This is a genomic window from Adlercreutzia sp. ZJ154 (assembly GCF_011039055.1).
Classification (GTDB): domain Bacteria; phylum Actinomycetota; class Coriobacteriia; order Coriobacteriales; family Eggerthellaceae; genus Adlercreutzia_A.
The window spans coordinates 16,109-36,486 of sequence record NZ_JAAKEF010000004.1 but is presented as its reverse complement, the minus strand read 5'-3'; the positions used below and the strand labels follow the sequence as shown (position 1 = coordinate 36,486).

16 protein-coding genes are annotated in these 20,378 nt (G+C 45.2%); 15 read left to right on the top strand and 1 reads right to left on the bottom strand.

The window, feature by feature from the left end; all coding sequences use genetic code 11:
* Positions 1-62 precede the first annotated feature (62 nt).
* From G7Y37_RS02875 to G7Y37_RS02805, 15 genes are all read left to right on the top strand, one after another.
* Complete coding sequence (locus G7Y37_RS02875; RefSeq protein ID WP_165061716.1) at positions 63-1,409, top strand: glutamine synthetase family protein; 1,347 nt, start codon at positions 63-65, stop codon at positions 1,407-1,409.
* Positions 1,410-2,084 carry a winged helix family transcriptional regulator gene (locus G7Y37_RS02870; RefSeq protein WP_165061532.1) on the top strand — a complete coding sequence of 225 codons (675 nt, stop codon included), beginning with the start codon at positions 1,410-1,412 and terminating at the stop codon, positions 2,082-2,084.
* A 46-nt stretch (positions 2,085-2,130) separates the two neighbouring features.
* Positions 2,131-4,758 carry a DNA polymerase I gene (gene polA, locus G7Y37_RS02865; RefSeq protein WP_165061529.1) on the top strand — a complete coding sequence of 876 codons (2,628 nt, stop codon included), beginning with the start codon at positions 2,131-2,133 and terminating at the stop codon, positions 4,756-4,758.
* A gap of 78 nt (positions 4,759-4,836) precedes the next feature.
* A complete protein-coding gene (gene rplU, locus G7Y37_RS02860) occupies positions 4,837-5,391 on the top strand; it encodes a 50S ribosomal protein L21 (RefSeq protein ID WP_165061526.1) in 555 nt (184 codons plus the stop codon).
* 3 nt (positions 5,392-5,394) lie between these two features.
* Positions 5,395-5,652, top strand: a complete 258-nt coding sequence (gene rpmA, locus G7Y37_RS02855) for a 50S ribosomal protein L27 (protein ID WP_165061523.1) — start codon at positions 5,395-5,397, stop codon at positions 5,650-5,652.
* A 94-nt stretch (positions 5,653-5,746) separates the two neighbouring features.
* On the top strand, positions 5,747-7,150 hold the full coding sequence (gene obgE, locus G7Y37_RS02850; protein ID WP_165061713.1) for a GTPase ObgE: 1,404 nt from the start codon (positions 5,747-5,749) through the stop codon (positions 7,148-7,150).
* A gap of 15 nt (positions 7,151-7,165) precedes the next feature.
* Positions 7,166-8,287, top strand: coding sequence for a glutamate 5-kinase (proB, locus tag G7Y37_RS02845; protein ID WP_241155979.1), 1,122 nt, complete (start codon positions 7,166-7,168; stop codon positions 8,285-8,287).
* Between the two features lie 8 nt (positions 8,288-8,295).
* On the top strand, positions 8,296-9,594 hold the full coding sequence (locus G7Y37_RS02840; protein WP_165061518.1) for a glutamate-5-semialdehyde dehydrogenase: 1,299 nt from the start codon (positions 8,296-8,298) through the stop codon (positions 9,592-9,594).
* Positions 9,595-10,305 (top strand): nicotinate-nucleotide adenylyltransferase, encoded by a 711-nt coding sequence (gene nadD / locus G7Y37_RS02835; RefSeq protein WP_241155978.1) that lies wholly within the window; start codon positions 9,595-9,597, stop codon positions 10,303-10,305. It abuts the gene before it with no gap.
* Between the two features lie 9 nt (positions 10,306-10,314).
* The gene (gene yqeK, locus G7Y37_RS02830; protein WP_165061515.1) at positions 10,315-10,938 is read left to right on the top strand and encodes a bis(5'-nucleosyl)-tetraphosphatase (symmetrical) YqeK; all 624 of its coding nucleotides are present in this window, start codon (positions 10,315-10,317) and stop codon (positions 10,936-10,938) included.
* Positions 10,935-11,378: a ribosome silencing factor gene (gene rsfS, locus G7Y37_RS02825; RefSeq protein WP_165061512.1), complete on the top strand. Its 444-nt coding sequence runs from the start codon at positions 10,935-10,937 to the stop codon at positions 11,376-11,378. The genes yqeK and rsfS overlap by 4 nt, the downstream gene beginning before the upstream one ends.
* Before the next feature lie 153 nt (positions 11,379-11,531).
* Positions 11,532-14,165, top strand: a complete 2,634-nt coding sequence (locus tag G7Y37_RS02820; protein WP_165061490.1) for a BTAD domain-containing putative transcriptional regulator — start codon at positions 11,532-11,534, stop codon at positions 14,163-14,165.
* 141 nt (positions 14,166-14,306) lie between these two features.
* Positions 14,307-17,093 (top strand): preprotein translocase subunit SecA, encoded by a 2,787-nt coding sequence (secA, locus tag G7Y37_RS02815; RefSeq protein ID WP_165061487.1) that lies wholly within the window; start codon positions 14,307-14,309, stop codon positions 17,091-17,093.
* Entirely contained in the window at positions 17,083-18,168 is a 1,086-nt protein-coding gene (prfB, locus tag G7Y37_RS02810; RefSeq protein WP_165061484.1) for a peptide chain release factor 2, read from the top strand. The genes secA and prfB overlap by 11 nt, the downstream gene beginning before the upstream one ends.
* Before the next feature lie 50 nt (positions 18,169-18,218).
* Complete coding sequence (locus G7Y37_RS02805; protein ID WP_165061481.1) at positions 18,219-19,514, top strand: amidohydrolase; 1,296 nt, start codon at positions 18,219-18,221, stop codon at positions 19,512-19,514.
* Positions 19,515-19,518: 4 nt separating this feature from the next.
* Here the strand turns inward: G7Y37_RS02805 and G7Y37_RS02800 are convergent, their stop codons facing one another.
* On the bottom strand, positions 19,519-20,052 hold the full coding sequence (locus tag G7Y37_RS02800) for a helix-turn-helix transcriptional regulator (protein ID WP_165061478.1): 534 nt from the start codon (positions 20,050-20,052) through the stop codon (positions 19,519-19,521).
* Between the last annotated feature and the right edge of the window lie 326 nt (positions 20,053-20,378).

Below are 20,378 nucleotides of genomic sequence, written 5' to 3'. Positions count from 1 at the left end.
ATGGTCGATATAAGGTATTCTTAAAAAGTCGGTGATGGGAGCCTAGTTTGGAATTCTTAGATATGGAAAACCTGAACCCAGAACAAGATTTTGTGCTAAAAACGGTAAAAAGTCGCGATGTCCATTTTGTACGCTGCTGGTTTTCTGATGCGCTTGGAAATATGAAATCCTTCGCTATGGTGCCCGGCGAATTGGAAAATGCATTTGCCAACGGAATGGGCTTCGATGGCAGTTGTATAGATGGTTTTTCGCGTACTCAGGGTTCGGATATGTTGGCATTTCCGCAAGCTTCAACTTTTCAAGTGTTGCCTTGGCGCCCTGAATCAAACGCTGTAGCTCGTATGTTTTGCAATATATGTACACCTGATGGCAAGCCTTTTGCGGGAGATCCTCGCAATATTTTGGTGCGCACAGTACAAAAAGCTGCCGATATGGGCTATATGGTAAACATCGGCTCCGATTTGGAGTTTTTCTACTTTAAGGATGCTGAAGATACGCAAATTTTAGATAGAGGCAGCTATTTCGACCTTACTTCGCTAGACTATGCAAGCGATTTGCGCCGCGATACGGTTCTTGCGCTGGAAAAAATGGGTATACCGGTGGAATATTCGCATCATGAAGTGGCACCATCGCAACATGAAATAGATCTGCGCTATTCCGATGCGCTGTCTATGGCTGATGCGGTTATGACGTATAAGCTTGTGGTAAAAGAAATTGCTCTAAAACATGGAGTTCACGCTTCTTTTATGCCTAAGCCTTTACAGGAATATCCCGGAAGCGCCATGCATGTGCACATAAGCCTTGTTGATGAAGACGGCAATAATGCTTTCTTTGACGAAGCTGACCCCATTGGTTATAACCTTTCTTCAACGGCAAAAAGCTTTATTGCTGGAATTTTGAAATACGCATCCGAGTTTTGTTTGGTTACAAATCAGTATGTGAATTCGTATAAAAGATTCTTTGGAGTGGGCAGCGCGCCTTCTGCGCTGGCTTGGGCGCGCGGTAATCGTTCGGCTTTGGTGCGAATACCCGGCTATCGTCCAAATTCTCAGGAATCGTGCCGTATAGAGGTTAGAAACCCCGATCCTGCATCAAATCCGTATCTGGCATTTTCTGCGCTTCTTAGCGCGGGGCTTGCGGGCATACGAGAAGGCTTAGAGCCTCCTGCGCCTGTAGAAATGTCAGATTTGGGAACAAGTAGTCGTGAAGAACTTTTGGCTGACGGAATAAGCAGCTTGCCTGAAACCTTGGGTCAAGCGGTAGATCTGTTCGCCAATAGCCAGCTTATGCGAGATACGCTTGGCGAACATACTCACAGCTATTTGGTGCGCACAAAGCGTGCCGAATGGGAGGCTTATCAAGGCGCAGTTTCGCCGTGGGAACTTAACAGGTTTTTGGCGGTGTTGTAAATGGCCAGCAAAAAGGTCATATTCATAGCCGATTCTTTGGATAGTGCTCACAAATTTCAGAAAGTGTTTTCCGACATGGATGTTGAAGTTGCGGCTTCATCTTCGGCGCAATTCAAGCAGGTGCTATCTCAGAATTTGGGATACGATTTAGTTGTGTACGAAGCGGCACAATCGGCATCGGCAATAATAGAGCAAATGGAAAGCCAGCTAGCTGAAGATGGCAGCGCTGGGCTTCTTGCTATAGTTAGCGCAGAACAATTAGGAAGCTTTCGTCTGCCTGTACAGGTTAGAAGCGATTTTGTGGTATCTAGCGCTAGTGAAGAAGAATGCGCGGTGCGGGTGCGTCAATTGTTATGGCCGGGCAACGAAGCCACATCAGCCGATTATCTGGTTGTGGACACAATGGTAATGAATTTAGCTACTTATCAGGTAAAGGTTAATGGCGAACCGCTCGATTTAACCTATTTGGAATATGCACTGCTAGCATTTTTGGCAACGCATCCCGGTAGAACGTATTCGCGCGATGCGCTGCTTAGACGTGTGTGGGGTTTCGATTATTACGGCGGGTCGCGAACAGTAGATGTACACGTTCGCCGCGTTCGCGCTAAACTTGGACCAGAACTTGCTAACAGGCTTCAAACCGTGCGCGGGGTTGGCTATCTTTGGAGTGCTTAGGTAGGGTAGAATCGGATAAACATCCGTCAGCGCACAAAGGAACATTATGCCAAAAAAGGTAGCTGTCATTGATGGTAATTCTCTGATGCATCGTGCTTATCATGCTATACAAACGCCTATGAGTGCACCAGATGGAACGCCCACTAATGCCATATTTGGGTTCATGCAAATGTTCTGCAAGTTTATAGAGAGTGCAACGCCCGATGCTGTTATTTGCGCATTCGATGCTGGCAAGCCTGAATTTCGTATGCAAGAACTTCCTACTTATAAGGCGCAGCGTCCGCATATGGATGATGAATTGCGAGTGCAATTTCCAATAATTGAAGAACTGCTTGAGAGCATGTGTGTGCCCGTGGTGAAAGTTCCCGGCTGGGAGGGCGACGACATTTTGGGCACTATAGCTGCACGCGACGAAGCGCTAGGGTTTGAAACTTTGCTGGTTACTGGCGACAAGGATGCTTGCCAGTTGGCAACCAATCTTACGCATGTTATAACCACAAAAAAAGGTATATCAGATGTCGAAATATTAGGACCTGCGGAAGTTTGGGAAAAATACGGCGTTACGCCCCAGCAATTTAGTGACTATTTGGGCTTAATGGGCGACAAATCTGACAACATACCGGGAATTACTGGTATAGGTCCGAAGCATGCTTCCAAATTGCTTCAAAAATATGGCAGCATTGAAGGCATATACGAGAATATAGATGACCTGCGCGGTAAGCAGCGCGAGCGTTTAGAGGAAGAGCGCGATATGGCGTTTCTCAGTCGCCAAATAGCCACCATAGTTACCGATTTAGATTTTTCGCTCGACATAGATAGCCTGAAATTCCCTAGCTTTTCGGCTCAAGCGGTAACAAAGGCGTTTACGCGATACTCGCTTTTAAGTCCGCTTGCCCGCGTTCTGAAATTGACGGGCGAAAATATTACGATGCCGCAAATGCGAATAGATTGCGAACCGGTACTGCATGGAAGCGAGGCATTAGCTCTGCTTGATGATGCAATAAAGGCGAAAGATGTTGTAGGTGTGGCTGTTGATGCATCTGGGCAAGACTCTCTGTTTGAAACAAGTTTGCATGTAGCGGTAAATGCTGCAAGTGGTACTGCCATGTTTGAAGGCGAAGCGGCATGTGAAGCCTTGCGTCGCATAGTGTGCAATGCGTCTTTTTCTGCGCTGGACGTAAAAGAAATGATTCGAAATATCTATCCGGCAGACACATCGATTAACGCGCATGTTAATGCAAGCGACTTGGCATGTATGGACGCTTTCGATTTGGGTCTTGCTGCCTACATTTTGAATTCTACTGTGTCCACTTACACATACGAGCAGCTTTCGCAGCACTACTTAGGTGGGGAACTTCCAAAGCCAGAAGATGATGATATGCAGTTGGCGTATAAAGCGTGCGTTTCGCGACTTTTAGAGGCTCCGCTTCGAAAAGAACTTGCCAAAGATGGCTCTGATGAAGTGTACAAAAAGATAGACTTACCATTGGTTCCTGTACTTTTGCAAATGGAGCGCGTTGGAATGGCAATAGATTGTGCGCGTTTGTCAGAATTGGGCGAACATGCACGTACTGAACTAACGGCGCTGTCTGATAAAATTTATGACATAGCAGGCGAAACGTTCAATATAGATTCGCCAAAACAATTGGCTCACATCTTATTCGAAGTAATGGGCATACCGCCAATGAAGAAAAACAGGCGCGGGTATTCCACAAATGCTAGCGTGTTAAAAGAACTTGCAAAAACTCATGACATCGCCGCGTTAGTAATAAGATATCGCGAATTGGCGAAGATAAAATCTACTTATATAGACAGCTTGCCCAAAATGCGCGCGACAGACATGCGCGTCCATACGCAATTTCACGAAACCGTTACTGCAACAGGGCGCTTGTCGTCCTCTAATCCAAATTTGCAGAATATTCCCGTAAGAACCGATTTTGGGCGCAAGATAAGAGAATGCTTCGTGCCTCTCTCAGACAAAGATGTATTCTTATCTGCCGACTATTCGCAGATTGAGCTGCGTCTTCTTGCTCACTTGTCGGGGGATAAGCATTTAATAGACGCATTCAACTCCGGTGAAGACTTTCATGCAAATACAGCTGCGCGCGTGTTCGATTTACCTATTGACCAAGTTACGCCTCAATTGCGCAGCAGGGCAAAGGCTGTGAATTTCGGCATAGTTTATGGACAGCAGGCATTCGGTTTATCGCAGAATCTTGATATACCAATCGATGAAGCGCGGGAAATGATTGACAGATATTTTGATGCATATCCCGGCGTTCGTAGTTTCTTAGATTCCACTATCAAGCAGGCGGAAAAGAATGGATATGCCGAAACAATGTTTGGCAGGAAGCGCCGCATTCCGGAATTGTCTTTATCCAATAAGCGCATGCGGGGAGTTGGTGAGCGCACGGCTATGAATCATCCTATGCAGGGAAGTGCAGCCGATGTAATTAAGCTGGCTATGATAGAAGTTGCGCACAGGCTTACAAATGCGAAACTGGATGCAAAAATGATGGTGCAAGTGCATGACGAGCTAGATTTCTCTGTTCCTAAAGATAATGTAGAGGAACTGGCGGCTTTAGTTAGCGATGTAATGGAGAATGTTGTGCAGTTAAAAGTTCCGCTAGTTGCCGATGTTTCGTGGGGTTTGAATTGGTCAGATGCCCATTAACAAAATTAACTGTTGACGTGGCTGGTTTGCATTGTTAAAGTAAATCCTTGCGTTTAGTCACTTTCAAGGAGACATGTAATGTATGCGATCGTAAAAACCGGTGGCAAGCAATATAAAGTATGCCCGGGCGACAAGTTGAATATTGAAAAGCTCACTGCACAAGTGGGTGACAAGGTGAAACTGGATGCTATCTGCGTTGTAGATGGCGACAAGACCGAGTTAGATCCTGAGAAAGCTTCTAAGACTGCTGTAGAGGCTGTGGTTCTTGAGCAATTCAAAGATAAGAAGAAAGTTATCTTTAAGTTCAAGAAGCGCAAGAACTACAAGCGTCTACGCGGACATCGTCAGGAAATGACTCGTATCCAGATAACCGCTGTAGGTTCTGAAAAGTATGAGCCGAAGCCAAAGAAGGCTGCTAAGGCAGACGATGCTAAAGATGCTAAGGCTGCCGATGCTAAGCCGGCTGAAAAGAAGGCTGCCAGCACAAAGGCTAAGACTGAAGATAAGCCGAAGGCTAGCACGAAGAAGCCTGCTGCCAAAAAGACTGCAGATGCGAAAGAAGATAAGCCTGCCGCTAAGAAACCTGCTGCAAAGAAGGCTTCCAAAGCAGAAACTAAGGCTGAGGAGGAATAAGAGATGGCTCATAAGAAAGGTCTTGGATCTACACGTAACGGTCGCGATTCTCACGCGAAGCGTTTGGGCGTAAAAATGTTTGCCGGGCAAGAAGTTCATACTGGCAATGTTATAGTTCGTCAACGTGGTACGCATTTTCATCCGGGTGAAAATGTTGGTCGTGGCAGCGACGATACTCTGTTTGCTCTTTGCGATGGCACTTTGAAATTCACAAAGGGTGATAAGAGAAAGATTCACGTTATACCTGCCGTGGCTGAGTAGTTAGAGATTTGTGTTCGCTCAAGTTTCTAATCTATAAATCAGTTATTATTTAAGCCCTTGGGAATCAAGGGCTTTTTTATTGAGGTGACGCTTTATCTTTATAGACAAGGTACATATAAATGTGAAAGCCGGCGACGGTGGTAGTGGATGCATGTCTTTTAGGCGAGAAGCTCATGTGCCAAAAGGCGGACCGGATGGCGGCGACGGAGGGTGTGGCGGCAACGTTGTTCTTTTGGCAGACTCGTCAGTTTCTTCCCTGATAGACTATCGCTTTAAGCACCATTTTAAGGCGGGTAGAGGAATGCACGGCAAAGGTAGTCGCATGCATGGTGCAAATGGCGAAGATGTAATTTTGCGAGTGCCTGTGGGGACTGTTGTTCGTGAATACGATGACGAAACCCGGCAAGCAGGCGACACGATAGCCGATTTAGTTTGCGATGGGCAAAGTATTGTGGTTGCTCGTGGTGGTGCCGGTGGGCGCGGCAATGTGCATTTTGTCACTTCTACTAGACGCGCTCCTGCGTTTGCTGAATTGGGAGAACCTGCGCAAGAGTGCTCTATAGAATTAGAGATGAAACTTTTAGCCGACGCGGCGTTGGTGGGAGTACCTAGTGCTGGAAAATCTTCCATGATTGCACGAATGAGTGCTGCACGACCAAAAATAGCCGACTATCCCTTTACTACTTTAGTTCCTAATTTAGGTGTGGCTACAAGCGGCGATTTAAGCTTCGTTTTAGCTGACGTGCCCGGCTTGATAGAAGGCGCTCACGAGGGCAAGGGGCTTGGGCATGAATTCTTGCGCCATATTGAACGAACGGCGCTTATAGTTCATGTAATAGATATGACTGGCGGGTTTGAAGGAAGAGATCCTTTGGATGATTACATGATAATCAACAAAGAGCTTTCTCTTTATGCTGAAGAGTTATCCGCGCGCCCGCGTATTGTTGTGGCAAACAAAATAGACGTACTTGCTACAAGTGAAAATATGCAGGAAAACTTAGATAGATTGCAAGCGCAGTTGAAACTAGATTCCATCGATGCTGCTGGTGGAGATGAATTTGCGATAAGCCCTATAGACCCAAAGCTTTACAAGGTAAGTGCTCTTACGGGCGAAGGTGTCGATTCTTTGAAGGCGGCTATTGCGCAAAAAGTGCATGAGTTGCGCGAGCGTGCAAAGATTGAACAAGATTCACAAGAATGTGAATATGACAAAGTGTGGACGCTAAAACGCCAGACGAGCGATTCTGAAATTCGCGTAAATAAAGAAGAAGACGGAGTATTTAGTGTAGAAGGTCGTGCTGTTGAACGAATGGTTGTTCAAACCGACTTAGACAATGAAGAAGCGCTAATATTTCTACAGCACAGATTCCGTCGCATAGGTCTTGATGATGCGCTGCGAGATGCAGGAGCCCAAGATGGCGATGAGATCCGTATAGCTGAATTGGAATTTGAGTATGTCTCCGATGCCGCTGATGAATTTGCAGAACTTGATATATAGATAGGAAATATGGGCGTGGATACTGAAAAGCGTCTTGTTGTAAAAATTGGATCTTCAACACTGATGAGCGCGGAAAATGCCGTGGATAGCGGGCGTATAACCAACTTGGTTGATCAGGTTGCAAAACTTGTTGAAGATGGCTGGCAAGTGGTTATAGTTACATCGGCAGCTATAGCGGCTGGTTTAGGTGCGCTTTCAATAGAGAAACGTCCAAAAGATATGGCAACACTGCAGGCTGCTGCTTCTGTGGGACAGTGTGAACTTTCTGGTGAATATGCAAAAGCATTTGCCCGTCATAATATTTTGACATCGCTTGTATTGCTCACAAGGCGCGATACGGCGGATAGAACTGCATATCTGAATGCTCGTGCAACATTGGATAGGCTGTTATCGCTTGGAGTTGTTCCAATTGTTAATGAAAACGACACTGTATCCGTTGAGCAAATACGTTTTGGTGATAATGACACATTAGCTGCATTGGTTGCATGTCTTGTGGGTGCTAATCTGCTTGTAATTCTCTCTGATATTGATGGGCTCTACAATTCTAACCCTAGAGCCAATTCAAATGCTCAGCTTATTTCTGTAGTTAACAGAATAGATCGCAGTATAGTAGACGCCTGTGGAGGCGCAGGTAGTGTTGCCGGGTCAGGCGGTATGATTACTAAGGTTTCCGCAGCGCGCGTCATGATGAGCGCCGGAATTCCTATGGTTATAGCCCATGGGTGCAAGAAAGACGTTGTGCTAGACGCGGCTTTAGGTAAATCTGTAGGCACTCTATTTTGTCCGGGCGAAGCGCAGCATGAAATAACTTCCAGAAAGCTTTGGATAGCACTAGGAGACGCTGTACATGGTTCTATTGTTGTTGACGAAGGCGCAAAGTATGCTCTGATAGACACCGGCAGTTCTTTGCTTGCTGTGGGAATAATAGATGTGGAAGGGCACTTTGTTGAAGGCGATATTGTAGAAGTGCGCGATTCTCAGGACTATGTATTCGCTCGTGGCAAGGTAAATGTGCAAAGCGATGCCATAAGTTTGGTATGCGGAATGTCTACTGAAGAGATTCTGGAGAACAGCTTATTGGCTCCTATAGCTGAAAAGCCTGTCATACATAGAGATGATTTAGTCGTATTTGAGTAGAGGTATTAATGAATAACGCTATATATGATGATGTTCTGCACTTGGCTGAAAAAGCAAAAGACGCATCGGCAGTTGTGGCTAGAACAACAATAGATGAAAGAAACGGCGCGCTAAGCTGCATGGCTAGGGCGCTTCGCGATAATACATCTTCAATATTGCAGGCTAATAGTCTTGATATGAAAGCGGCTGAAGCTGCTGGGACAAGCGATGCCATATTAGATCGATTAATGCTTGATGAGGCTAGAGTTAACTCTATGGCTGATGCGCTTGAAGATTTAGTAAAGCTAGCAGATCCGCTTTCGCGCACTTTAGAAGCGCGCGATATGTATAACGGAATGCATCTTGAACGTGTTAGCGTTGCCATGGGTGTTGTTGGAATAATTTACGAAGCGCGTCCGAACGTAACTGCTGATGCGGCTGGAATATGTATCAAGTCGGGTAATTCGTGTATTTTGCGAGGCGGCAGTCTGGCGGCGCATTCAAATGAAGCTATAGTCAATGTGTTAGCAAGTGCTGCCACGCGCGTCGGAATGCCTTGTGGTTGCATAAGCGCCATAACTACTACTGACAGAAGTGCAACGGATGCTTTAATGCAATTGCATGGCATTGTAGATCTAATAATTCCGCGTGGTGGTGCGGGTCTTATTAGACACTGTGTTGAAAATTCGAAGGTTCCTGTCATAGAGACTGGCACGGGAAACTGTCATGTGTATATCCATGAAAGCGCTGATGTCGATATGGCTAAGCAGATAGTTCTCAATGCAAAATGTAGGCGTTATGGGGTATGTAATGCTGCCGAAACTTTGCTTGTAGATTCTACTTTTGATGCGTCTGGCTTAGCTTGCATAATGGATGCGCTTGTGGAAAAAGGCGTGCTTTTGCATTGCGATGAAAAGGCAATGGACATAGCTAAATCAGCAGGGATAAAGACTAGCGGCAACAATAGTCAGGCTGTATTAGCGACACAGGCTGATTGGGAAACTGAGTATCTTGCTCCTGAGATAGCTGTGAAAATTATTGATGGCGGAGTTGAAGAAGCGCAAGCTCATATTAACAAGTACGGAACGGGGCATTCGGAAGCTATCGTAGCAACAGACGATTCTGCGATTGAGCTTTTTTTAAGTGGTGTTGATGCTGCTGCGGTGTATGCAAATGCGTCTACTGCTTTTACCGATGGTGGTCAATTTGGTTTAGGCGCCGAAATTGGCATATCGACGCAGAAACTGCACGTGCGCGGTCCGTTTGCACTAGAGGCTCTAACTTCTTATAAATATATATTGCGCGGTAATGGTCAGGTGCGTGCATAGGTGGGCGCATTGGATGATACAGAAGAGTTGGCTTTTAACGGCGCTGTGCCAACAGGTGTGTGCGATGCTGTTGTAAGTAAGAAATTTGACCGGCTTGGCAGCGATGGGCGCGCAGCTAGGTTGGGCATTATGGGTGGCACGTTTGACCCTGTACACACGGGGCACTTGGCGTGTGCCGAGGCGGCATATAGCGAGTTTAATCTTGATGCAGTAGTGTTTATGGTTGCAGCTAATCCTTCGCTTAAACAAAAACAAGCGCTAACCGATATGACCGATCGTCTAAATATGTGCAAATTGGCGGTGGCTCATAACTCTCATTTTGATGTAAGTGCTATGGAGATGCGTCGCGGTGGTATTACGTATACATCAGATACTTTGCGTCAACTTCGCGAACATTATCCATCTAATGTTGAGCTGTGTTTTATACTGGGCAGCGATTCGCTTACCACATTGCCTGAGTGGCACGAAGCTGGCGTTGTAGCTGAACTCGCGCGAATAATCTGCGTGTCGCGTCATGGGTTTGAAGATGAAGAGCTTGTTGAAAGGGCAAGAGAAGCCGGATTTACAATAGATATTTTGCAAGCGCCATTGCTAGATATTTCATCAAGTGAAATTCGTCGCAGGGTGGTGCTGGGCAAGTCGATACGCTATCTTGTTCCGCTGTCTGTGTGCGATTATATTCGCTCACATGAGTTGTATACAAAGAGCTAGGCAGAGTTTATGGAAGATGTGTTCAGTCAAAAATTTTTAGATGCCCGAATAGAAGATCTAAAGGGGCGTGTTAAACCTAAGCGTTTCAAGCACATTATGGGTGTTGCTGATACGGCAGAGTTGTTAGCGAAAACATATGGCGAAGACAGAAATAAGGCGCGTCTAGCCGGTCTTCTGCATGACTGGGACAAAGGATATCGCGACAAAGAAATAAGGCAGCGCGCCTACGATTTAGGTGTAGATGCTCTTGTAGGCGAGTGGATGATAGAAAATATGCCTGAGGTATTGCACGGACCTACTGCTGCAGCTGCGCTTGAGAGGGAATTTCCGCAAATACCATCAGATGTGCTAAAAGCTATACGTTGGCATACGACTGCTTCGTTGGATATGAGCAACTTAGATAAAATAGTTTATATTGCTGATGCACTAGAACCATCTAGGAGTTTTCAAGAAGCTGAATTACTCAGATCGTATATTGGTCAAATATCCTTAGATGAACTCTACTACAGAGTTTACAAATTTTGGACACTTGCACTTATAGCTAGCGATAGAGTGCTGCATCCTGATACTATCAGTATATGGAATTCTATAGCCGCAGAGAAATCGAAGGCGAAGAAGGAGAAATACGCATGACAAAAGAGTGCGCAGAAAGTTCACGCCAGATAGCCATTGCCGCAGCGATTGCTGCTGACTCTAAAAAAGCTACAGACATAATGGTGCAGGAAGTGCGCGAACTTATTGGAGTGACCGATTATTTTGTAATAGTCACGGCTAAGAATACGGCGCAGGTAGAGGCAATCATAGATGCTATAGAGGAGAAATTGCGCGACGATTTCTCGGTAAAGCCTACACATCGCGAAGTGTCTGGCGACGGCTCTTGGTCGTTACTTGATTATGGCAGCATAGTTGTGCATGTTTTTCAGCCACAAACTCGCGAATACTACAGATTAGAAGCGCTTTGGAACGATGCCCCTGTCATAGATTTGGCTGCCGAAGCAGGCTTGAGAGATTTAGAGTATTCCGAGCGCATTGGAAAACTAATTCGCGATGCCGCATCTGCTACACAGAAGTAACAAATATTTTTTGTAGCCAATGTGCAAAATCCCACGTTTGACTTATGTAGTGCAAAGCCGCTTTATGTTTTGGGCTTGATGTTCAAATATTGTTGACACTATTTTGAACAGTGTTCTCTAGTCGAAGAATGCTGTCAGAAAGAGCTGATATGTATGGCATCTTTCGTGGAATCTTGCAGATGTAGTGGCGCTAGACCAGCTGGAATTGTCGGGCATAGGTTTACATCTCGCCCTGATATAGTCGGACGCCTTTTGCGCGATAGGCATGTAGTAAGGTTTGTTGTCGCGCCAACTGGTTTTGGGAAAAGCACTACAGTTTTCGAGTATTCAAACATAATATTTGGCTTTCGCGATATGCTTTGGATGAATTGCAAATCGCCGTGTTTTCTAAGAGATTTAGATGCAAACGTTTTACTATCTGCAATAAGGCATATTGAACCTGCGCTTAGGCTTGCTGTTTTTGAAGACGTGCCTTGTCTCGATGACGATCGCGCAATAGCATTTAGCAATGTCTTAGATCAGCTTTTATCTTTAGATTATGAAGTTATAGTGACATGTACACCATCTGCTGACACCTTTTCGCATTTACAAAGAGATCGCATGATGCTAACGGGCAACGATCTGCTTCTCTCCGATGATGAGCTTGTCACGCTTGCTGTAAGCAATAGATATAGCGAACAAGACATTTCTGCTATCCCTAGCATATCGCGCATTGCGGGAATGTATTGGCGTGATGAAGGCGCGCGTGCGCTTCTTCAGGGCGTATCCTTAGAAGAACTTCCGCAAGATGTAGTTTTGACAATGATTGTATTGCTGGTTCTTGGGTCGGGGAATATAGATGATATTCAGGCATTCTTAACGCCGGACAGAGCCAGAGAGGCTGGCGCAATAATTTCAGAGAGTTATCCATTTTTCGGATTGGACAGTAGAGCAGGCGTATATAAAACTGTAGACGTTTCAATTGCGCAGATTGCCGAGAATTTTGGGGCTAGAATGTCTCGGTTTGCTGCTTGCTCTACATTTGGCGATAAAGATGCGCTTGCGTGTCGTTTAGCCGACATGCTTATAGAAAGCGAACAATATCGCAGGGCATGCGAATTTATGTGCTCATTTGCGTCAAAGTCTGCGGCGGCGGGATGGTTGGTGCGCTCTTGTAGGTGTCTTATTCGCAATGGAGAAGCGTATGCTATAGCGAAGTTGCACGATGCGATTCGCCGAGGCGCAACTGGGCAGCTAGATGCGCTTTCAATTTGTAAATCGTGGGCATCTTTAATGATGGGTGATACTGATGCGGTTTTAACTTTCTCAAAACGAATCTCGCGCTCTGGTGCAGCAAGCGTTATGCAGAAGATGCAGGTATTTTGTTTTCTCATTCTATTTGGCGACAAACAAAGCGTGAAGAAAGCGGCTTTCAAACTAAGTCAGATATTGGATCAATTTGACGAGTCTGCAGCAAAATGCGAGGAAAGTCTTTACTGCGATACGTTGGTTATGGCGAAATTTGCCTTAGCGATAGAAGATGGGGGACTTGTCGCTGTTAAAGATTGGGATTTAATGCGAACGCAAGATTCGCAAAATGCAGCCAAGCTAGATGTATTGCTTTTTTGCGCGGGCATTCTGATGAAATGTATTGTTGCCGAATTATCTAAAGACGACAGTTCAAGCATCAATGGTTTCAAAGATGGCAGCATACAGTCAGATTTGTTAAACCGGCTTAGAACTATGCTTGCATTTTGCAAAAACTCTGTAGAAGCGCATGTGTCTAGCAATAATTGGTTTATCTTCTTTGCTGCTCAAAATATCTTAGATATTACAGATGCTTTACCTTTGTTCTCCGACTTAGCGCTGTCGGATAAGGCTGTGTCCAACTTTCAGCGAATGCGGGCATCAATTTCAAAACAATGCGAAGAATACGGTTTAGATGTGCGCAGAGCCAAGGCGAAACAGCATGAATATAATGTTACCAACCCAAGTATATTCCGATTTGAAGAAGACATTTCCAAAAATGAAAATGCCAGCACATCCATTCCGACGCTTAGTGTGAATTTATTTGGTGGCATGGAGGTGCGTTTGGGCGGAAGAATTTTAGAACCTAATAAATTAAGCAGGATGAAAACGAAAACGTTATTAGCAGTTCTTGTTATTAATCGTGGAAAAGAAATACCTAGGCATCGTCTAGCTGAAATACTATGGCCCGACTCTGGCATCGATTCTTATAGACGCAATTTCTATTCAATATGGTCACAGTTAAAGCAATCGTTATCCATTGATGGAACTTGTCCGTATCTTATTAGGTCGCAGGTTGGATGCAGCATAGATATGCGTCTTGTTACAAGCGATGTATATGAGTATGACAAAATTTGTCGAGCATTGCTTTTTGGCAGCGACGAAGCGAACGACTGGGAGTATCTCTATTCGCGTGTTTGTAACGAATATGCCGGAAAACTTATGCCGTGTGAAACAGAAAATAAGACTATAGTGTCGCTTCGAGATCATTATCATGCTCAAATGGTCGATGGATTAATTGCTACATCGGCTAGATTGGTCGCAATGAATGAACCTAGGGGTGCGCTATGGTTTGCCCGGGAAGCTGCTAGGCGCGAATCTAAGCGCGAAGACGTTTTTATTGCATTGATGGAGGCACAGATAGCAGCAGATCAACGCTCAGCTGCTTTGGAGACATATTTTGAGTGCCGTCAATTTCTAAGTGAAGAGTTAGGGATAGATCCTTCATCGCGTTTGGTGGGGCTATATCGGTCCATAATTGAGACTGAAGATGTCTTCTAACTGCCTTAATTTGTTTGTTGGTCGCGGATTACGTGTGAATTCTTACGCATATTCTTTGGCGTGTATTAGAATTGGCTAGATACATTCAATTTGACAATGTGTGATATACGTAAGCATGTAGAAGAGATAGGCAAACTAAAAATGGGAATACTCTCAAAGCTGTTCTCGGCTGGCGAAGGAAAGCAGCTTAAAAAGTACCAAGGCAAAGTGGATAAGGTGAATGCTCTTGAGCCTACAATGCAGGCTATGAGCGATGAAGAACTAAGGGGTATAACCGCTAAATTTCGTGAAAGATATGCCGCGGGAGAAACTTTAGACGATCTGCTGCCCGAGGCTTTTGCTGCTGTTCGCGAAGCTAGTGTGCGCACCATAGGGCTTCGCCACTACGATGTGCAGCTGATAGGCGGTATGGCGCTTAACGCTGGCGAGATTGCTGAGATGAAAACCGGCGAAGGTAAAACGCTTGTATCTACTTTGGCGGGTTATCTAAACGCAATACCCGGTCATAATGTTCACATCGTTACCGTTAATGACTACCTTGCCAAGCGCGACTCACAATGGATGGGTCAGATATATGAATTTTTGGGAATGAAGGTTGGTCTTATACAAAACGGTATGCGTCCAGCTGCGAAAATTCCTGCATATCAAGCCGATGTTACCTATGGTACTAATTCTGAATTTGGCTTTGATTATCTGCGCGACAATATGGTTACTCGTGCCGACGCAAGGGTTCAGCGCGGGCACCATTTCGCTGTGGTAGACGAGGTTGACTCTATTCTGATTGACGAAGCGCGAACTCCGCTTATTATTTCCGGTGCTGGAATGCAGGCAGCCGATACCTACAAGAAATTTGCTGCGGTTATGCCCGGTCTTGTAGAGGGCGAAGACTTCGATATGGACGAAGCTAAGCGTACTATTAATGCTACCGAAGTCGGTCTTGAGCGCATTGAAAGCATGCTTGGCATAGAAGACATATACAGCGATCCTTCCGGTCAGCTAGCCAATCATCTGCAGCAAGCATTGAAAGCGCAATTCTTATTCCATCGCGATATAGACTACGTTGTTATAGATGGCGAAGTGAAAATTGTCGATGAGTTTACTGGTCGTATCATGGAGGGTAGGCGCTATTCCGAGGGTCTACATCAAGCGCTTGAAGCGAAAGAGCACGTTAAAGTTTTAGATGAAAATCAGACTTTGGCTACTATTACACTTCAGAACTATTTCCGTTTGTATGAGAAACTTTCAGGCATGACCGGTACCGCTATGACTGAAGATGCGGAATTCCGTCAAATATATAAACTGCCTGTTTTTGCTATTCCGCCCAACAAGCCCGTTATTCGTGACGATTTGAACGATTTGGTTTATCGCACGGTAGATGCAAAGTTTAATGCGGTTGCGAATGATATTGAGGCTAGAAACGCCATAGGGCAACCCTGCCTGATAGGTACTGTTTCTATTGAAAGTTCTGAAAGACTGTCGCGTTTGTTGGATAAGCGCGGTATTAAGCATGAAACTCTGAATGCTAAAAACCACGAACGCGAGGCTCATATTGTTGCGCAGGCTGGTCGTGTAGGCGCTGTTACTATTGCTACCAACATGGCTGGTCGTGGTACCGACATTTTGCTGGGCGGCAACCCTGATGTGTTGGCGCAAGATATTTTACGCGATCGCGGGTTTGACCCCGATGCGCCAGAGTTTGACGAAGATGGTCAAGCAAACGAGCTGTTTGCATCCGCAGCCGAGCGAGATAAGGCTTTAGAAGAAGCGCGTGCTATATGCAAGCAAGAACAAGAGATTGTAAAATCGGCGGGCGGTCTTTGCGTTATAGGCACAGAACGTCACGAATCGCGCCGTATTGATAATCAGCTTCGTGGTCGTTCTGGTCGTCAAGGCGATCCGGGCGTAACGCAATTTTATCTTTCACTGGAAGACGATCTGATGCGTCTATTTGGCGGCACTCGCATGGATTCCATATCGAATATGATGCAAAAAACCGGTATGGAAGACGATATGCCAATTCAGGCTAGCATGGTATCGAAATCTATTGAAAGTGCTCAGCGCCAAGTTGAAAGCATGCATTTTGCAGCCCGTAAAAACGTTCTTGAATACGACGATGTTATGAATCTGCAGCGCAAAGCTATCTATGATGAAAGAAACGCTATCTTAGACGGCAAATCTATGCTAGAGCGCATTCCGCAGATTGTAGATGATTCTGTAGCAGCTCAGGCATCCGAGATGCTTGGCGATGCCGCAAGTGACGACTGGGATAAGCGTGCACTAGAGCTGTGGGCGGCAAATATGAGTGGTCGCAGCGATTTCAAAATAGACGAAATAGATCACGACGACGATCCAGAAGTTGTTGAAGATGCTCTGCGCGATTTCCTGATGGGAATCTACAACGAGAAACTGGGTGTTCTCGGACCAGATATTATGTCGAATCTGTCTAACCAGATTATGCTTCGCATAATGGATACGCGTTGGATGGCGCATCTGCAAGAGATGGATTATTTGAAAACTGGTATTGGTTTGCGTGCATTCGGTCAGCGCGACCCGTTAGTGGAATACAAAAATGAAGCATACAGTGCTTTTGAGAATATGACAGCGGGCATGTATGACGACTATCTGCGCACGCTGTTGCGTCTTGAAATAGCGGTAAAAATAGAACCTGTGCAGCAGGAAGATCCTACTGAAAAGGAACTTAGCTATTCGTCTCCCGAGGCTGCTCTTGAAGACTCTGGTGTGGCGCAAGCGCGTACTGCTTCCGGCAACGCTACTGTGCAAACAGCCACGCAGGCTCCACCTAAGCCTTCTGCAAGCAAGCCGCAAACTTATGTAAAAGATAAGGAAGACCCTTTCGCAAATGTGGGTCGCAACGATTTGTGTCCTTGTGGTAGTGGTCTTAAATACAAGAAATGCCATGGAAAGTAAGAAACTTGAAGAATTGGAAAGTCGGGTGCATGCAGCACACGACTTTCTTCATATAGAGAATATATCAGAGGAAATCCGAACGCTAGAAGCCGAGATGGCTAAGCCTGAGTTTTGGGATGACGCTGTTCATGCGCAGGATGTATCGAAACGTGCGGCTACAATAAAGGATACTTTGCATGCCTATTCACAGGCTGAATCTAAGCTAGGCGATATAAAGACGGCTTTAGAGTTTGCTTGTGAAGATGAGGCTTTTGAAGTTGAGGCGCAGCATGCTGCACAAGCTCTTGCTGCTATGCTTGATGTGCTCGAAATAGAGTCGTGGTTTTCTGGGCGCTTCGATTCAGGAGATGCAATTTTGTCGGTAAATCCCGGGTCTGGAGGACTGGAAGCTCAGGATTGGACCGAGATGCTGTATCGCATGTATTCGCGATATGCTGAACATCGGGGCTGGAAAGTTACCATTTTAGATATAGTTCCCGGTGAAGGTATAGGACTCGACAAAGTTACTATACAGATAGAAGGCAAGAATGCTTACGGAATGTTGCGCAGCGAATCAGGTGTGCATCGTTTAGTGCGCATCTCGCCTACAGATGCGAAAAAGCGTCGCCATACCACTTTTGCTGGTGTAGAGGTTATGCCGGTTATCTCTGACGATTTGGAAGTAGATTTGAATCCAGCAGACGTGCGCGTTGATGTTTATCGCTCTAGCGGTCCGGGTGGACAGTGTGTGAATACTACCGATTCGGCTGTGCGTTTGACGCATATTCCTACAGGTTTGGTTGTAACTTGCCAAAACGAGAAAAGCCAGTTGCAAAACAAAGAGGCTGCATTTCGTGTCTTGCGTGCCAAGCTCTATGAAATTGAGGAACAGAAGCGCCGTGCGGAAATGGAAGAATTGCGTGGCGAACGTATGGAAAACTCGTTTGGTAGTCAGATTCGCAACTATGTACTCTATCCCTACCAATTAGTAAAAGATGCAAGAACCGATATAGAGACTGGCAATGTTGATGCTGTTTTAGATGGCGATTTAGACGATTTCGTTATCGGATATCATAAATGGCTTAATTCGCAGTAGTTCTGCGTTATTATTAGACATTGTCCAATCTTTTCAATAAAGGAGTCGGAATGCTTCTGCGTGACATTGCTATTCTCGATGAGAATTTAGATTTTCAAGATCATCAATATGTCGGCATAATTGATGGCGCAATAGACTACATTGGATCAGAGCCACCTGCTGATGTTATGCGCTATGGTGATGTGTATAACGGTTGTGGCAAATTAGCAATGCCTGCGCTTTACAATGCGCATGCCCATGCTCCTATGACGCTTCTGCGCGGTTTTGCCGAGAACCTTCCGCTGGATAGATGGCTTAATGAAAAATGCTGGCCCTTTGAAGCGAAAATGACACCTGAGGATAATTATTGGGCTACATTGCTTGCGTGTGCCGAGATGTCGAGATACGGGGTAGTCTCGTTTAGCGATATGTATTATGCCACGCCCGAGCGCGCACGCGCTGTGGGTGAAGCGGGTATGAAAGCTAATTTGTGTGAAGGATTGTTGGCGTTTGAGCCAAAACCATATTCCGAATATCCTATTTGCCAATTAAATGAACAGTATGTGCGCGATTTGCATGGCAGCTATGATGGGCGAATTCTGATCGATTACAACATTCATGCGGAATACACGTCTAATGAACAAACCTGCAGAGATATTATAGAAATTTTGCACGGCAACAATTTGCGTCTTCATCTGCATCTCAGCGAAACTGAAAAAGAAGTTCAAGAATGTCGTCAGCGCCATGGTGGGTTATCGCCGGTAGAGTATTTCGATAGTATTGGAGCTTTTGATGTGCCGTGTACAGCTGCACACTGTGTATGGCTTAGTTCTAACGACATAGATATATTAGACCGTAAGGGCGTTTTTGTGGCTAATAATCCTGTTTCAAATATGAAGCTAGGAAGTGGCTTTGCGCCAATCCCTGAGATGCTTGAACGCGGCATGAATATATGTGTTGGTTCCGATGGTATGGCATCGAATAATAACCATAACTTATTCGGAGATTTGTACGTAATGGGTCTGATATACAAAGGCTCTACACTAGATCCATCGGTAGTTGAACCCAAGCAGATTCTTCGTGCAGCTACGCGCACAGGCGCGCTTTCGCAGGGGCGTAGCAACTGCGGCGTTATGAAAGAGGGAATGCGCGCCGACATATGTGTTCTAGATATTACAGGTCCGCAATGGTGTCCCATGGTACAGCCCGATTACAATGTTGTTTTTGCGGGGGATGGCAGCGATGTTGTTATGACTATCTGCGATGGCAAAATTGTGTACCAAAATGGTTCGTGGACAGGCATTGATATAGAGCAGGTGAAATTTGAGGTACAGCAACGCACGCAAAGGATAATATCTGAGCTTTAGAAACTTAAACTTTCTTGTTTGATTCATAAGTTGGCGAATCTTCTTGTTGTATGCGGGCGCGTATTAAACTGCGCAATTCTTGGCAATTTTTGGTGCCGGTTTTCTTGTAAACCGATCCTAAGGAGTGCCTAATTGTGCTTTGGGATACAAACATCTGCTTTGCTATCGATGCTGAGGATTCGCCTAAAACGGCTTTTGTGGCAATTTCTATTTCTCGTTCAGTCAACCCAAATCTTGCAAGCTGCTGTGCGTGAAGTGCGTAATACATGTGAATTATGGTTTGCGAATTCATGCGCGCCAAGTTACTTCCCGCTAAGCGTAACTCTTCTATACGCGCGTTATATTCCTGTACTTCCCGCTTCATTTTAATGACTATTCTATCGTCTGCTTTCTTAGACAATTTTGTTATAAGTGCCGACGATAAAAAGGTAGAAGCAGCTGCGACCATACTAATTACGATGGCAACTTTATACATTGAAAGATTAGATTTTTTCGCTTCATGCTCACGCATTGCCGTGGATGCAGCATTGTGATTCATAAAATTTAAGCCTTAATCTTGTTGCATTAAACCTTAACATCTTAAAAATTGATGCACTAATAGTGCATTAGTAATGCCGCCATATACTATTTATAAAAGGAGAATGAAAATAATATCAGCATCATCTAATCGTTGTATGGGTTCAACGATAAACGGTTGTTGGTTAGGTGTAGCCATCACTTAATGCCTTCTAGAAATCGATATATTATGTGCTCGAGATATTCAGGTATAGCTTCCATGGGGTAAACTAATCATGCATATTAATGCACATCTATTGTCGTGGCATTTGCTACAGATGTGTTTAGATCTTCGAGATGGAGGAAAAG

What these genes read in the sequence shown, in the direction of transcription:
- yqeK (WP_165061515.1), top strand. Translation starts at nt 10,315, where the DNA reads ATGGAAGATGTGTTCAGTCAAAAATTTTTAGATGCCCGAATAGAAGAT.
- G7Y37_RS02805 (WP_165061481.1), top strand. Translation starts at nt 18,219, where the DNA reads ATGCTTCTGCGTGACATTGCTATTCTCGATGAGAATTTAGATTTTCAA.
- G7Y37_RS02800 (WP_165061478.1), bottom strand. Translation starts at nt 20,052, where the DNA reads ATGAATCACAATGCTGCATCCACGGCAATGCGTGAGCATGAAGCGAAA.
- polA (WP_165061529.1), top strand. Translation starts at nt 2,131, where the DNA reads ATGCCAAAAAAGGTAGCTGTCATTGATGGTAATTCTCTGATGCATCGT.
- G7Y37_RS02870 (WP_165061532.1), top strand. Translation starts at nt 1,410, where the DNA reads ATGGCCAGCAAAAAGGTCATATTCATAGCCGATTCTTTGGATAGTGCT.
- prfB (WP_165061484.1), top strand. Translation starts at nt 17,083, where the DNA reads ATGGAAAGTAAGAAACTTGAAGAATTGGAAAGTCGGGTGCATGCAGCA.
- rsfS (WP_165061512.1), top strand. Translation starts at nt 10,935, where the DNA reads ATGACAAAAGAGTGCGCAGAAAGTTCACGCCAGATAGCCATTGCCGCA.
- rpmA (WP_165061523.1), top strand. Translation starts at nt 5,395, where the DNA reads ATGGCTCATAAGAAAGGTCTTGGATCTACACGTAACGGTCGCGATTCT.
- G7Y37_RS02840 (WP_165061518.1), top strand. Translation starts at nt 8,296, where the DNA reads ATGAATAACGCTATATATGATGATGTTCTGCACTTGGCTGAAAAAGCA.
- G7Y37_RS02875 (WP_165061716.1), top strand. Translation starts at nt 63, where the DNA reads ATGGAAAACCTGAACCCAGAACAAGATTTTGTGCTAAAAACGGTAAAA.
- rplU (WP_165061526.1), top strand. Translation starts at nt 4,837, where the DNA reads ATGTATGCGATCGTAAAAACCGGTGGCAAGCAATATAAAGTATGCCCG.
- G7Y37_RS02820 (WP_165061490.1), top strand. Translation starts at nt 11,532, where the DNA reads ATGGCATCTTTCGTGGAATCTTGCAGATGTAGTGGCGCTAGACCAGCT.
- secA (WP_165061487.1), top strand. Translation starts at nt 14,307, where the DNA reads ATGGGAATACTCTCAAAGCTGTTCTCGGCTGGCGAAGGAAAGCAGCTT.